Raw genomic sequence first — 12859 nt, 5'->3', positions numbered from 1 at the left:
TGGAAGGGTGGGAATCATCTCGGACGTCCGAAAAGCCGTCGCACTGGTTCGGCGTGCCGTCTCGAACCGGGCCGCGTACGTCGACGTGCGACGCTCCCTCACCCGGGCGCCGCGGCCACCCGCCGGTCACTTCCGCATCGCGGTGTACTTCGCCGACGGTGACGTGAACATGTACCAGATACGGCAGTGGTACAAGCCGCTCCAACTCCTCGCGAAGACCTGGCCGGTCGTCGTCATCAGCCGCAGCGCCACCGGCGCGCAGGCGATCCTCGCCGATGGTGCGCTGCCCGTCCTGTTCGCCCCGACCGTCCGGGCCCTCGAATCGGTGGTCGCCGCGCAGGACATCCGGGTCGTCCTGTACGTCAATCAGAACACCCGCAACTTCCAGATGTTCCGCTACGGGCACCGATGGCATGTGTTCATCAACCACGGCGAGTCCGACAAGATGTACATGACCACGAACCAGTTCAAGGCGTACGACTATGCCCTGATCGCAGGTGATGCGGCTCGAGAGCGTCTCGGTCGCGTTCTCTGGGACTACGACCTCGACGCGCGCACGATCGCGATCGGTCGGCCGCAGGCGGATCACTTCTCGGGATCGCTCCCGTACCCCGAGGACGGGCGCCGCGTCATCCTCTATGCGCCCACCTGGGAGGGCGACCGCCCCGCCGCGCACTATGGCTCGATCGCCTCGCACGGCGAGGCTCTGGCGGCCGCGGTCCTCGCGTCACCGCAGCACCGGTTGATCTATCGGCCGCATCCGAGGTCCGGGGTCGTCGACGCGGCGTACGGTGACGCGCATCGGCGCATCGTCGCGGCGATCGCCGCCGCCAACAGCGCTGACCCGCTCGCTCATCACGTGTACGACGATGGTCCCGAGCTGGGGTGGCAGCTCGCCGCCGCCGATCTCGCCGTCGTCGACATCTCCGCGATGATCTACGACCGGCTGGCGGTCGCGAAGCCGCTGCTCGTCACCCGGCCCGCGGATCCGGCAGCGCTCGTCGATACGGGCGGCTACCTCGCGGATGCCGCCTGGCTCGACGCGGCCTCGGCGGCGTCGATCGTCGAGATCGCAGACCGCATCGCCGATGACCCCGACGCATCCGGGCGCCTGCGCGGGTGGTCGCGTCACTACTTCGGCGACACATCGCCGGGGGCCGCAACAGCGCGCTTCCACGCCGCGATCGAGCTGCTCATGCAGCGATGGGCGGAGTGGGACGCACGCACGGTCACCGTCGCCGACGAACGCGACGAGGCGGAGTTCGACGACGCCTGACGGGGGCCCTTGCCGGCTTCAGAAGCCGGCGAACCCGATCATCGCCGCGCCGGCGAGGAAGAGTGCCGCGAGCGCGACGGCGATCACGACGAGCACCAGATGCACGGTGAAGAACCGGGTACGCCGCCCGTCGGCATCCCTCGCGCGCGGGTCACGGGAGACACGTCGCAGGAAGGTCGGCCACGTGACGATGTTGAAGACGGCGCCCACGAGGAGGATCGTCACGACGAAAGCGATCATGATTCTCTCCGATCGGCGGAAGCGTCGTTCGCGCCCTTCTCTCGTGCGCTGCGCCGCTCGACACGCCGGAACGGTCGAGAGGCGAGCGAGCCGAGCTGACGGCCGCCCTCGGCGAACGTGCCGCTGATCCGACGCGCCACGAGCGCCGGACCTCGTCCGTTCGGTTGATTTTCCTCTCCGGGATCCAGCGTCGCCGGGAACGCGCTCGGGACAACGCCGAAGGCCCGGCGTGCGCCCGAGATGACGCGGCGCCCGAGGATGTGGTTGCCCGTGCCGCCGATCGCTGCGCCGATGCCGAACGGAAGCGCCTTGCCGACGACCGACGCGCCTCCCGCCGCGGCGAAGCGGCGCAGAAAAGCGTGCTTCAACCGGTCGAGGACAGGACCGACGGCCGTACGGGGGAGGGATGACGTCACGAGCTCGCCCCAGTAGGAGCTGCGCGCTGCGCCCTTGCCGCTGGCCTGTCGTGCGAACTGACCGACCAGATCCGCGCCCTCGCGGCCCAGCATGAGCGCGAGGACCAGGGCTCGAGCGCGATCGGGGTTGTCGACCGGGATGCCGTGCAGTTCTGCAAGAGATTGCGCGAACAGAGCGGTCGCTTCGAGGAATCCCGCCGTCTCGACGCCGCTGAGGGCGAGCGTCGTGGCCGTGCCGATCCCGGGGATCACCGCCGTGGCTCCGACCGCCGCGCCGCCCGTGGTGACCGCCGTGAGGTATCGACGTTCGAGCATCTGCACGACCTGGGCGGTCGTGGCACCGGGGTGCCGCTGCCGGATGCCGCGCAGATGTGCCAGGACGACCGGACGCTGCACGGCGAGGAGCCGGTCGAGCGTGCGGACGGTCAGCGGATGCTGCGCTCCCTCAGGGTCGCCCGCGTCGCGGCGCGGGGCGCCGTCGGGAAGAGAGTCGATGCGATGCACCTTTCGGGCCATGACACCCATCCTCTCGCGCCGCGGGCGCGGCGGGCTCAGACGTAGAGGTTCGCGCGTTCGAGATCTTCCGCGAAGTCGACCTCGACGGCGTAGAGGTCGGAGATGTCCATCGGCTCGAGCAGCAGGCCGTTCTCGGCGATCGCGAGCTCGAGTCCGCGCTCGAAGTAGTCCTGGTCGTCGACACGAGCGAGCTGCGCGATGAGAGCCTTCTTGTCGCGCCCGGAGATGTAGTTGATGCCGACCGCTTCGCCGATGCCGCCCCGGACGGTCTTGGAGAGCTCCTTGATGAAGCCCTCGCCGCTGACGGTGTACTTGACCTCTTCGTCGCTCACCTTCGCGGTGTTGACAGTGACGAACGACTGGTCCCGCTCGATGAGCGAGACGGCGCGTCCGAGCACGCGGGGGTCGAACACCACGTCGCCGTTCATCCAGAGCACGCCGCCGCGGCCCGAGGCCTTGAGTGCGCGCAGCAGGCTCTGCGAGGTGTTCGTCTCGTCGTAGCGGGCGTTGTACACGTAGTCGACATCCGGGAACGCGTCGACGATCGTCTCGGCGCGGTAGCCGACGACGGTCGTGATGCGCGCGTCGTCGCCGAAAGCGGCGCGGATGTTGTCATGCTGCTGCTGCATGATGCTCCGGCCGTCGTTCAGCTCGGTCAGCGGCTTGGGGAGGGAACGGCCCAGACGGGAACCCATCCCTGCGGCGAGGATCACGATCTGAAGGCCCACGAGCATCTCCTGAAGTTACGAGTTAGATCAGTATTCACCGAGGTGAAACCCCGGCAGAGCGTTTTTCATGGTACCGACCGCTTCTGGGAGCTCGCCGGAACACTCGGAGCCGTTGCGCTTTCGTGACCTTCCTGGTAGCGCGATTCTCGGTGTTTGCTGATGACGACGAGCCGTGGCGCTGACCACCCGCTTGATAGGTTTGGGGGGTGACAGACGACACCTCCGCCCCCCAGATCGAGAAGCGTGTCGAGTTGCCTGTCGATACCTCTGTGCCACCTCTGCCGGACATCCCCGCCGAGGTCGCTGCGGCCGGACTCGCGGTCGCCGCGACGTCGGCTGCCGCCTCGTCCGAAGAAGCGTCGACGGACCGCAAGAAGTCCCCCGTGAAGACGGCGAAGCCGCGGAAGCCGCGCGCGTCGGGGGCACCCGCGGCGAAGAAGTCCCCGCGGAAGCCGCGCTCCGCGAGCGCTTCGACCGCGGCGGGTACGACGCCGCCCAAGCCTGAGATTCCCGCAGCCGTCGCTGCGGCCGCGTTCGTGGCACCGGCGGAGGACGCCGCGCGTGAGAACGCGGAGTCGGATGGCATGGCATCGAGCGATGCGATCGTGGGCGACGCGGCATCCGCGCCCGCTGAGCTGCACGACGAGGCAGCGACGGACGCGGCTGAACCGGAGAGCGCCCCGGCGACCGAGCCTGAGCCAGAACCGCAGCCGGAACCGGAACCGGAACCGGAACCTGAGCCCCTGCCGGAACCTGAGCCCGAGCCCCTGCCGGAACCGGAGTCGGAGCCCTCGCCGGAGCCGCAGCCCGAGCCTGAGCCGCAGCCAGAACCGCAGCCGGAACCGGAACCTGAGCCCGAGCCCCTGCCTGAGCCGGAGCCGGAGCCGGAGCCGGAGCCGGAGCTCGAGCCCGTCGTCACCGCGCCGGCGGCCGATGCTGTGGCCGATGTGGAGACGGAAGCCGCGCCCCCGGCGCTGCGTCTGAGCGGCGTCACCAAGGCCTACGGCGAGGCGCGTGCAGTCGACCGCATCGACCTCGAGATCCCCGCGGGGTCGTTCTACGGGCTGGTGGGTCCGAACGGTGCCGGCAAGACGACCACGCTGTCGATGATCGCCGGACTCCTCCGTCCCGACGAGGGGGCTGTCGAGATCGCGGGCATCGACATCCGTCGAGACCCGGCCAGGGCGAAGCGGCAGATGGGCGTCCTGCCCGACCGCCTGCGGACCTTCGACCGGCTGTCCGGCCGCCAGCTCCTGTACTACTACGGCGTCCTGCGGGGACTGAAGCCCGCGGTCGTCGAGAATCGCATCAACGACCTCGCTGCGGCCTTCGATCTGACCGACGCGCTCGGACGCAGCGTCTCGGATTACTCGGCCGGCATGACGAAGAAGGTCATGCTCGCGGGTGCCATGATCCACGCGCCGCGCCTTCTCGTGCTCGACGAGCCCTTCGAGTCGGTGGATCCCGTATCGAGCGCCGCCATCCTCGACATCCTGCAGAAGTACGTCGCCCACGGCGGCACCGTCATCCTGTCGAGTCACGGCATGGAACTGGTCCAGCGCGCCTGCTCCGGCGTCGCCGTTCTCGTCGGCGGCCGCATCCTGGCAGCCGGGACGGTCGACGAGGTGCGGGACGGGCGCACGCTGGAACAGCGGTTCCTCGAACTTGCCGGCGGGACCAGCGCGGTGGAGGGCCTCGAATGGTTGCACACGTTCTCCGACTGAGGTTCGACGTCCTGGTCGGGGCGCTGCGATTCCACCGTGCCCGCGCTCTGACAGCGCTGGCCGCGGCCGTCGTGCTGGTCGGTGCGATCGTCCTCGCGCTCCTGCGCCTGCAGGACGCGCCCCTCGCGAGCGCACTGGTGGTGCTCGCGGTCGGTGGGGCGGCCGTGTCGGCCTGCTTCGCGGTGGTGCCGTTGGTCACTCCCGTTCGCGATCCTCTCGATCCGCGCGCCTTCATCGTGACCGGCCGTGACTGGCGGCTCGTCGCGGCCGCGACCGCCGCGGCCAGTCCGCTGAGTCTGCCTTCGGCGGCGGTGATCGTGGTCGCGGTGGCCGTCGCCCTGACCTGGGTCGCCCATGGCGTCGACCCGGTGGCCGCGGGTTTCGGCGCCGCGCTGATCGTCGTCACCCAGCTCCTGCTCGCGCGAGTAGCCCTCGGGGTCGCCGCTCTCGTGCTCGCCGACCGCCGGTCGCGCGAGCTGACGACGCTGCTGCTGCTCGGCATCGCGGTGGTCGCGATCCCGGTCGCGGTCTTCCTCGCATCGCTGGACTGGGACGACGGCGTTCCGGGCCCCCTACTCGCTGCGGTGAGGACCCTCGCGGTCACACCTGTCGGGGCGGCGTGGGTCCTGCCCCTCGATCCGCGTCCGGCCGTCGTCATCGTCGCGGTCCTGTCTGTCGCGGCGCTGACCGCAGCATGGATCCTGATCGTGCGACGGATGCTCACCCACACCGAGCGACCCGTATCCGTCCGTGAGCGCCGGGGACTCGGCTGGTTTACCGTCACCCCGGGCACGCCCGGAGGCGCGGTAGCGGCGCGCTCTCTCGTGTATTGGCTGCGTGATCCGCGGTACCTCGTCGACATCGCGATCATCCCGGTCGCGGCCGTCGTCGCGGTCGTGCCTCTCATCATCGTCGGCGTGCCGCATGAGATCGCGGCGCTGATCCCCGCTCCGCTCATCGCCCTCCTGCTCGGTTGGGTCGTCCACAATGACCTCGCGTACGACGGTTCGGCGGTGTGGCTGCACATCTCGAGCGCTGTGCGCGGTGCGTCTGACCGCGTCGGGCGACTCGTGCCGCTGCTCCTGGTCGCACTGCCGCTGCTCGCAATCGCGATCCCGGTGGGAATCGGCATCCACGGTGACTGGAACGTTCTGCCGGTGATGGTCGGGGTGTGCTCCGCGCTGCTCTTCGGTGGCCTCGGCCTCTCGTCGGTGTCGTCCGTCCTCGCTCCCTACGCCGTCGCCCGGCACGGAGACAGTCCGTTCCAGCAGCCCCAGCGCACGGGCGGCGGGGTCGCTCAGAGCGCGGTGCTGGTCGGCGCGCTTCTCACCGCATCGCCGGCGTTGTGGTGGTCCTGGCGGTTCCTGCAGGGGGAGGCGCACGCGCAGTGGTGGGCTCTCGGAACCGGACTCGGGGTCGGGCTGCTTGTGCTCGCAGTCGGCATCCTCATCGGGGGTCTGCTGTTCGACCGCCGCGGGGACCGGCTGATGGCATTCGCCGAGACGACCTGATCGTTCGCCGATAGAATTCCCGCATGAGCACTCCTCTCGATTCTCCCGACCAGGGCGGTCTCGCGACCCTCGACCGCGAGCTCGAAGAGCTGATCCGCGAGGAGACGATCGAGCCGGGCGACCATGAGCGGTTCTCGCACTACGTCAAGAAGGACAAGATCCTCGAGTCGGCGATCACCGGCAAGCCGGTGCGCGCATTGTGCGGCAAGAAGTGGACGCCGGGTCGTGATCCGGAGAAGTTCCCCGTCTGCCCGACATGCAAGGAGATCTACGAGTCGATGACGCGCTGACGCGCCACCGACATCGCGAAAACGCACCGTCCCGTCAAGGACGCACCGGCGAAGGTGCGCTCTGAGCGAGAGGGTGCGTTTTCGGCGTTGTGGGCCCAGTCGACGCGGCGACCTCAATCGGCGTCGTGGTAAACCGTGGGGATCGCGGGCTCGGATCGGCTGAGCGCCAGAGCGCGCACCGGCATCTCCTCGATCACGCTGGCGTGGTGGGCGCGGGCGGCGCGAACCCCCGCGGCCCCGATCCATTCGGTCACAGCACGCCCATCCGAGAAGAGCGTCGTCTGCAGTGCGCGCGCGTCGGGGTGCTCGGCAGGGGTGTCGAGCGGCTCGAAGCCGTCGGAGACGACGACGACCTCCTCTTTGGCCGTACCGCCGTCGAGCGCACGGAACGCCGTCTTGCGACCCCCGTGGGAGGCCTTGTCCGCTGACGCCTTCGCGACCGAGAGCCACGATCCGTCGTCGTTCTGCCGCGCGACGAGCTTGTACACCATGCCCGCTGTAGGGGTGCCCGAGCCGGTGACGAGTGACGTCCCCACGCCGTATGCGTCGACGGGGGATGCCGCCAGGGCCGCGATCGCGTACTCGTCGAGATCGCTCGTGACCGTGATGCGTGTGTCGCGCGCGCCGAGTGCATCGAGCTGCGCGCGGACGTCGGCTGCGACGGTCGGGAGGTCGCCCGAGTCGATCCGAACGCCGCCGAGGCCGGTACCGGCGACTCGGATCGCCGTCGCGACGCCCTCGGTGATGTCGTAGGTGTCGATCAGCAGCGTGGTGTCGACGCCGAGAGCGTCGATCTGGCTGCGGAAGGCCGCTTCCTCGGTGTCGTGGAGCAGCGTCCAGGCGTGTGCGGCGGTGCCCATGGTCGGGATGCCCCACGTGCGGCCCGCCTCGAGGTTGCTGGTCGCGCCGAAGCCCGCGATGTGCGCGGCCCGGGCCGCAGCCACCGCGCTGCGCTCGTGCGCACGACGCGAGCCCATCTCGGCGAGCGGGCGGTCACCGGCGGCGATCGCCATACGCGCCGCCGCCGTGGCGACGGCGGAGTCGTAGTTGAGGATGCTGAGCACGAGGGTCTCGAGCACGACCGCCTCGGCGAAGGTGCCCTCGACCGTCAGGACCGGCGAGCCGGGGAAGTAGAGCTCGCCCTCGCGGTATCCGGTGATCGTGCCCGTGAAGCGGTAGTCGGCGAGCCACGCGAGAGTCTGCTCGTCGAGCGCCCCGTGCTCGCGCAGGAACTCCAGCTCCTCGTCGCCGAAGCGGAAGTTCTCGACCTCCTCGAGCAGTCGCCCGGTGCCTGCGACGACGCCGAATCGCCGCCCGCCCGGGAGCCGACGCGCGAAGACCTCGAACACGCAGTGCCGATCGGCGGTGCCGTCGCGCAGCGCAGCCTGCAGCATCGTGATCTCGTAACGGTCGGTGAGCAGAGCGCTGGAGGCCATGTGTGCCACTGTAGCGACGCCGCATCCCGCTGCAGCGCCTCGGGATGTGAGGGTGCGACGCCAGGTAGGCTCGATGATCGTGAATGACGCGCCCATCGGAATCTTCGACTCGGGCGTGGGCGGGCTCACGGTGGCGCGGGCGATCTCGCAGCTGCTGCCGCGAGAGTCGTTGCTCTATATCGGCGACACGGCTCATTCGCCCTACGGCCCGAAGCCCATCGCTGACGTCCGGCGCTACGGGCTCGAGGTCCTCGACACTCTGGTCGACGAGGGCGTGAAGATGCTCGTGATCGCGTGCAACACCGCCTCATCGGCCCTGTTGCGCGACGCGCGGGAGCGCTACGACGTCCCGGTCGTCGAGGTCATCAACCCTGCCGTGCGCGCGGCGATCTCCACCACCCGGAACGGCCGCATCGGCGTCATCGGCACGATCGGCACGATCGCATCTCGTGCGTATCAGGACATGCTCGAGGTCAACGAGCGCCTCGAGGTGTTCGCGGCATCCTGCCCGCGGTTCGTCGAGTTCGTCGAGGCGGGCATCACGCAGTCTCCCGAAGTGCTCGCCGTGGCCGAGGAGTACCTGGCGCCGCTCCGGGACGCCGGGGTCGACACGCTCGTCCTGGGCTGCACCCACTATCCCTTCCTCGAAGGCGCGATCAGCTACGTCATGGGCCCCGACGTCGCGCTCGTGTCGAGCGACTCCGAGACGGCGAAGGACGTGTACCGACAGCTGGTCTCCCGCGGCCTGCTCGCGAACGATGACGCGGTTCCCCGTCACGTCTACGAGGCCACGGGCGACTCCGGCGACGACTTCCTGAACCTGGCCGACCGGCTCATGGGTCGTGGCGTGCCGTCGGTCCGCATGGTCCAGACCGGAGCGATCGTGCTGCCGAAGCTCGCCCCACCCGCATCCTGACCCTCATCCGCCGTCCGATCGGAGACCCCTCATGACCGATTCCCTGCGCGCCGACGGGCGCACCGCCGACCAGCTCCGCACCGTGACGATCGAGCGCGGCTGGAGCGCCCATGCCGAAGGATCGGCTCTCGTGAGCTTCGGCGGTACCAAGGTGCTCTGCACGGCGTCGTTCACCAACGGCGTCCCGCGCTGGCTGACGGGCAAGGGCAAGGGCTGGGTCACGGCCGAGTACGCCATGCTGCCGCGCGCGACGAACAGCCGGAACGACCGCGAGTCGATCAAGGGCAAGGTCGGCGGGCGGACGCACGAGATCTCGCGTCTCATCGGTCGTGCCCTGCGCGCCGTCGTCGACACGAAGGCGCTGGGCGAGAACACGATCGTCATCGACTGCGACGTGCTGCAGGCCGACGGCGGCACCCGCACCGCCGCGATCACCGGAGCCTACGTGGCTCTGGCCGACGCGATCGAGTGGGGCCGGTCGCAGAAGTTCATCGCACAGCGCTCCGCCCCGCTGGTCGACTCGGTGTCGGCGGTGTCGGTCGGGATCATCGACGGAACGCCGATGCTCGACCTCGCCTACGTCGAGGACGTGCGGGCCGAGACCGACATGAACGTGGTCGTCACCGGCCGCGGGCTCTTCGTCGAGGTGCAGGGCACCGCCGAAGGCGCGCCCTTCGACAAGCGCGAGCTCGACGCGCTGCTCGAGCTCGGTGTGAACGGATGCGCGCAGCTGCGTGACATCCAGGCGGCGACGCTGGCATGACCGGCCGCATCGTCCTGGCGACCCACAACCCGCACAAGGTCGAGGAGTTCCACGCGATCGTCGCGGCGGTCCGCCCCGATCTGCAGGTGATCGGCTACGACGGTCCGGAGCCGGTCGAGGACGGCGTCACCTTCACGGAGAATGCGCTGATCAAGGCCCGGGCCGCAGCGGCGCACACGGGATTGCCGGCGCTCGCCGACGACTCGGGGATCTGCGTCGACGCCCTCGGGGGAGCCCCGGGCGCCTTCTCGGCCTACTGGGCCGGCCACAAGAAGGATGCCGCCGCCAACACGGCCCTGCTGCTCGATCAGCTCTCCGACATCGCCGACCCGCGTCGCACCGCGCAGTTCGTGTCGGTCATCGCGCTCGTCGACGGTGGCACCGAGCACGTCGTCGAGGGCGTCTGGACGGGGCGGCTCGCCGCCGAGCCGGCCGGCGAGGGTGGTTTCGGATACGACCCCGTCTTCGTTCCCGACGGGCAGTCCGGGCCCGCTCGCACCGTCGCGGAGTGGTCCGCCGCGGAGAAGAACGCCGCGTCGCACCGGGCGCGAGCCTTCGTAGCGCTCACCGAGGTGCTGCGCTCGCTCTAGCCGTCGTCGCGGCGGACGTCGCCGGGCGCTCGATCCGGCCGCAGGCCGCGCCACCGGGCATGGCGCAGGATGCCGCCGGGGGTGAACTCGGCGAACTCGACCTCGCCGACGAGCTCGGGTCGCACCCACAGCGCATCGGATGCGTCGGCCGCCGGGACACCCACGAACGGATTCCGATCGGTGCGGAGGGGGTCGAGGGCCGCGGTGAGCCGTGTCAGCTCGGCATCCGAGAACCCCGACCCCACGCGACCGGCGTACCGGAGCGCCCCGTCGTCGTCGGGGATGCCCAGCAGCAGCGACCCGATGCCGCCCCGTCGGGCGCCCTTGCCCGGCCGGATGGCACCGACGACGACGTCCTGCGTTCGCGTCAGCTTGACCTTGAGCCACTCTTCGGAACGGACGCCGATGCGATAGCGGGACGAGGGGTCTTTGACGACCGCGCCCTCGAGATCGAGCTGGCGGGCCGCGGTGAGCGCAGCGTCGAGGTCATCCGTCACCGGCGGCACGGCCAGCGGAGGCCGTGCTCGCGCCGACGCGGACTCGAGCAGGCGACGACGTTCCCGCAGCGGGAGATCAGTGACATCACGGTCGCCGTGCCGCAGCAGGTCGAAGACGAAGAAGTCGGCCGGAGTCCGAGCCCGTTCTCGGGTGATCTCGCGGGCCTTGGTGAGGTGCATCCGGTTCTGCAGGAGCGGGAAGCTCGGCCGGCCCGCCTCGTCGAGCGCGACGATCTCACCGTCGAGCACGAGGGGAATGTCGCCCAGGCCGAGATCGGCATCTGCGTCGGTGAGCTCGGGGTAGCGTGCGGTGATGTCGGTACCGCTTCGCGCGTACAACCGCATCCGCTTGCCGTCCCAGAAGGCGATCGCCCGGACTCCGTCCCACTTGAACTCGACCCAGGGACCCCACCGTTCCGCGGCCGCGCGGGCGGGCCCGGGCGACGAGGGGACGGCCAGCATGGGCGGCACCGGACCCGCCGCGCCCAGCGACGACGCGGCTGTCTCGGATGCTGAAGAACCGGGGCTCGCCGCGCCTGCCGCATCCGTGACGTCGCTTCTCATCCGGTGCAGCAACCACTGCGACTTCTCACCCGACCCGCCGGTGCGGATGAGCACGAGGCGCGCATCGGCTGCCCCTCCGCCGTTCGTGCTTCGGAGCGTGAAGATGATCTCGTCGTCTCGCCACTTCTCGAGGTCGTAGAGACCGGTGTCCCAGATGGTCATCGTTCCCGCGCCGTACTCACCGGCCGGGATCTCGCCGTGGAAGGTCAGGTACTCCATCGGGTGCGGCTCGGTCATCACGGCGAGATGGTTGCGGTCCGGTGTCTCGGGGATGCCGCGCGGCACGGCCCAGCTGACGAGTACGCCATCCCGCTCCAGTCGCAGGTCGTAGTGGAGGCGGCGAGCATGATGCTCCTGGATGACGAACCGGGGTTTGCCGGCGGAGCCGGTACCCGGAACCCCCGACGCACTCACCGACACCGCCTCGGGCATCGGCTCGGGAGTCCGGTCCGCGGAGCGCTTGGCGAGGTACGGCGCGAGCGGTGCCGTCCGCCGGGGCGCGAGGGGCGTCAGCAGGTCGCCGAGGTCACGGGCGCGCTCGAGCATCTCGTGGAAGCGCAGATGGCGCAGGTCGGGGTCGTCCAGCTCGTCCCACGTCCGTGGTGCGGCCACTGTCGGCTCGTCGCGGCCACGCAGTGAGTAGGGAGCGATGGTGGTCTTCGAGCCGTTGTTCTGGCTCCAGTCGAGGAAGATCTTGCCCGCCCGGGCGCTGCGGGTCATCTGGCTGATGACGAGGTCGGGGTGGTCGGCCTCGAGCGCCCGGGCGAGCTCCTTGGCGAACGTGGAGGCCTGATCGCTCGTCTGCGCGCCGGCGAGCGGAGCGTACAGATGGAGGCCCTTGCTGCCGCTCGTGACGGGGAACAACTCCATGCCCATGTCCGACAGGATGCTGCGCACCCACCGCGCCACCTCGGCGCACTCGGCCAGGCCGACGCCGGGGCCGGGATCGAGGTCGAGGACGAGCCGGTCGGGGGCGCCGCGCTCGCCGGCGTCGGTGAAGCGCCACTGCGGGACGTGCAGCTCGAGGCTCGCGACCTGTGCGAGGTAGACGAGCGAGGCGACCTCCTCGACGAGGGGATAGTCCTTCGAGCCGCTGGAATGGTCGATCGGCAGGCGGGGGAGCCACGACGGGGCTCCGGGCTCGAGGGCCTTGGCGAAGAAGTCCGGCTGCTCGACGCCCTCGGGCCAGCGTTTGCGTGTCACCGGGCGCCGGTCGAGATGCGGCAGCATCAGCGGCGCGATGCGCGAGAAGTAGTCGATCACCTCGCCCTTCGTGGTGCCCGTTCTCGGGTACAGCACCTTGTCGAGGTTCGACAGGCGCAGCCGGCGGCCGTCGACCTGGACCGTCTGCTCTCCTGCCATGCCGACAGGCTATTGCGCCACCCGCTGGCG

General features: G+C 70.0%; 12 protein-coding genes. 7 read left to right on the top strand and 5 right to left on the bottom strand.

What is annotated here, in order from left to right; translation table 11 throughout:
* Positions 1-7 precede the first annotated feature (7 nt).
* Positions 8-1276 (top strand): CDP-glycerol glycerophosphotransferase family protein, encoded by a 1269-nt coding sequence (locus tag ACLBWJ_RS02680; RefSeq protein ID WP_447659704.1) that lies wholly within the window; start codon positions 8-10, stop codon positions 1274-1276.
* Between the two features lie 18 nt (positions 1277-1294).
* Here the strand turns inward: ACLBWJ_RS02680 and ACLBWJ_RS02675 are convergent, their stop codons facing one another.
* Genes ACLBWJ_RS02675 through ACLBWJ_RS02665 form a run of 3 tightly spaced genes read right to left on the bottom strand, consistent with a single transcriptional unit; the run spans position 1295 to position 3176 of the window.
* The gene (locus ACLBWJ_RS02675) at positions 1295-1516 is read right to left on the bottom strand and encodes an SCO4848 family membrane protein (RefSeq protein ID WP_114587800.1); all 222 of its coding nucleotides are present in this window, start codon (positions 1514-1516) and stop codon (positions 1295-1297) included.
* Positions 1513-2448, bottom strand: a complete 936-nt coding sequence (locus tag ACLBWJ_RS02670) for a hypothetical protein (protein ID WP_447659703.1) — start codon at positions 2446-2448, stop codon at positions 1513-1515. Before ACLBWJ_RS02670 ends, ACLBWJ_RS02675 begins: the two co-directional genes overlap by 4 nt.
* A 35-nt stretch (positions 2449-2483) precedes the next feature.
* On the bottom strand, positions 2484-3176 hold the full coding sequence (locus tag ACLBWJ_RS02665) for a phosphocholine cytidylyltransferase family protein (protein WP_114587798.1): 693 nt from the start codon (positions 3174-3176) through the stop codon (positions 2484-2486).
* A 206-nt stretch (positions 3177-3382) separates the two neighbouring features.
* On the opposite strand from ACLBWJ_RS02665, the gene ACLBWJ_RS02660 reads away from it, so the two are divergent.
* The 3 genes from ACLBWJ_RS02660 to ACLBWJ_RS02650 are packed head-to-tail and all read left to right on the top strand — an operon-like array spanning position 3383 to position 6701.
* Complete coding sequence (locus ACLBWJ_RS02660) at positions 3383-4900, top strand: ABC transporter ATP-binding protein (RefSeq protein WP_447659702.1); 1518 nt, start codon at positions 3383-3385, stop codon at positions 4898-4900.
* Positions 4876-6411: a hypothetical protein gene (locus ACLBWJ_RS02655; RefSeq protein ID WP_447659701.1), complete on the top strand. Its 1536-nt coding sequence runs from the start codon at positions 4876-4878 to the stop codon at positions 6409-6411. The genes ACLBWJ_RS02660 and ACLBWJ_RS02655 overlap by 25 nt, the downstream gene beginning before the upstream one ends.
* A gap of 23 nt (positions 6412-6434) precedes the next feature.
* A complete protein-coding gene (locus ACLBWJ_RS02650) occupies positions 6435-6701 on the top strand; it encodes a DUF3039 domain-containing protein (RefSeq protein WP_023951164.1) in 267 nt (88 codons plus the stop codon).
* Positions 6702-6814: 113 nt separating this feature from the next.
* Here ACLBWJ_RS02650 and ACLBWJ_RS02645 read toward each other — a convergent pair whose 3' ends face one another.
* Positions 6815-8137, bottom strand: coding sequence for a nicotinate phosphoribosyltransferase (locus ACLBWJ_RS02645; protein ID WP_447659700.1), 1323 nt, complete (start codon positions 8135-8137; stop codon positions 6815-6817).
* Positions 8138-8216: 79 nt separating this feature from the next.
* Here ACLBWJ_RS02645 and murI point away from each other — a divergent pair, with 79 nt between their 5' ends.
* Genes murI through rdgB form a run of 3 tightly spaced genes read left to right on the top strand, consistent with a single transcriptional unit; the run spans position 8217 to position 10406 of the window.
* Entirely contained in the window at positions 8217-9053 is an 837-nt protein-coding gene (gene murI, locus ACLBWJ_RS02640) for a glutamate racemase (protein ID WP_114587995.1), read from the top strand.
* A gap of 31 nt (positions 9054-9084) precedes the next feature.
* Positions 9085-9816: a ribonuclease PH gene (gene rph / locus ACLBWJ_RS02635; RefSeq protein WP_112614334.1), complete on the top strand. Its 732-nt coding sequence runs from the start codon at positions 9085-9087 to the stop codon at positions 9814-9816.
* Positions 9813-10406 (top strand): RdgB/HAM1 family non-canonical purine NTP pyrophosphatase, encoded by a 594-nt coding sequence (rdgB, locus tag ACLBWJ_RS02630; RefSeq protein WP_274177734.1) that lies wholly within the window; start codon positions 9813-9815, stop codon positions 10404-10406. The genes rph and rdgB overlap by 4 nt, the downstream gene beginning before the upstream one ends.
* On the opposite strand, the gene ACLBWJ_RS02625 is transcribed toward rdgB, so the two are convergent.
* Positions 10403-12829: an ATP-dependent DNA ligase gene (locus ACLBWJ_RS02625; protein ID WP_447659699.1), complete on the bottom strand. Its 2427-nt coding sequence runs from the start codon at positions 12827-12829 to the stop codon at positions 10403-10405. The two genes, rdgB and ACLBWJ_RS02625, sit on opposite strands and share 4 nt — an antisense overlap.
* Positions 12830-12859 lie beyond the last annotated feature (30 nt).

The sequence above is a fragment of the Microbacterium sp. M4A5_1d genome, assembly GCF_053345465.1.
This window is presented reverse-complemented; position numbering and strand designations above follow the sequence as displayed.

Coding starts and splice junctions, on each gene's coding strand:
- ACLBWJ_RS02645 (WP_447659700.1), bottom strand. CDS start 8,137: ATGGCCTCCAGCGCTCTGCTCACCGACCGTTACGAGATCACGATGCTG.
- ACLBWJ_RS02625 (WP_447659699.1), bottom strand. CDS start 12,829: ATGGCAGGAGAGCAGACGGTCCAGGTCGACGGCCGCCGGCTGCGCCTG.
- ACLBWJ_RS02675 (WP_114587800.1), bottom strand. CDS start 1,516: ATGATCGCTTTCGTCGTGACGATCCTCCTCGTGGGCGCCGTCTTCAAC.
- rdgB (WP_274177734.1), top strand. CDS start 9,813: ATGACCGGCCGCATCGTCCTGGCGACCCACAACCCGCACAAGGTCGAG.
- ACLBWJ_RS02670 (WP_447659703.1), bottom strand. CDS start 2,448: ATGGCCCGAAAGGTGCATCGCATCGACTCTCTTCCCGACGGCGCCCCG.
- ACLBWJ_RS02650 (WP_023951164.1), top strand. CDS start 6,435: ATGAGCACTCCTCTCGATTCTCCCGACCAGGGCGGTCTCGCGACCCTC.
- rph (WP_112614334.1), top strand. CDS start 9,085: ATGACCGATTCCCTGCGCGCCGACGGGCGCACCGCCGACCAGCTCCGC.
- ACLBWJ_RS02655 (WP_447659701.1), top strand. CDS start 4,876: ATGGTTGCACACGTTCTCCGACTGAGGTTCGACGTCCTGGTCGGGGCG.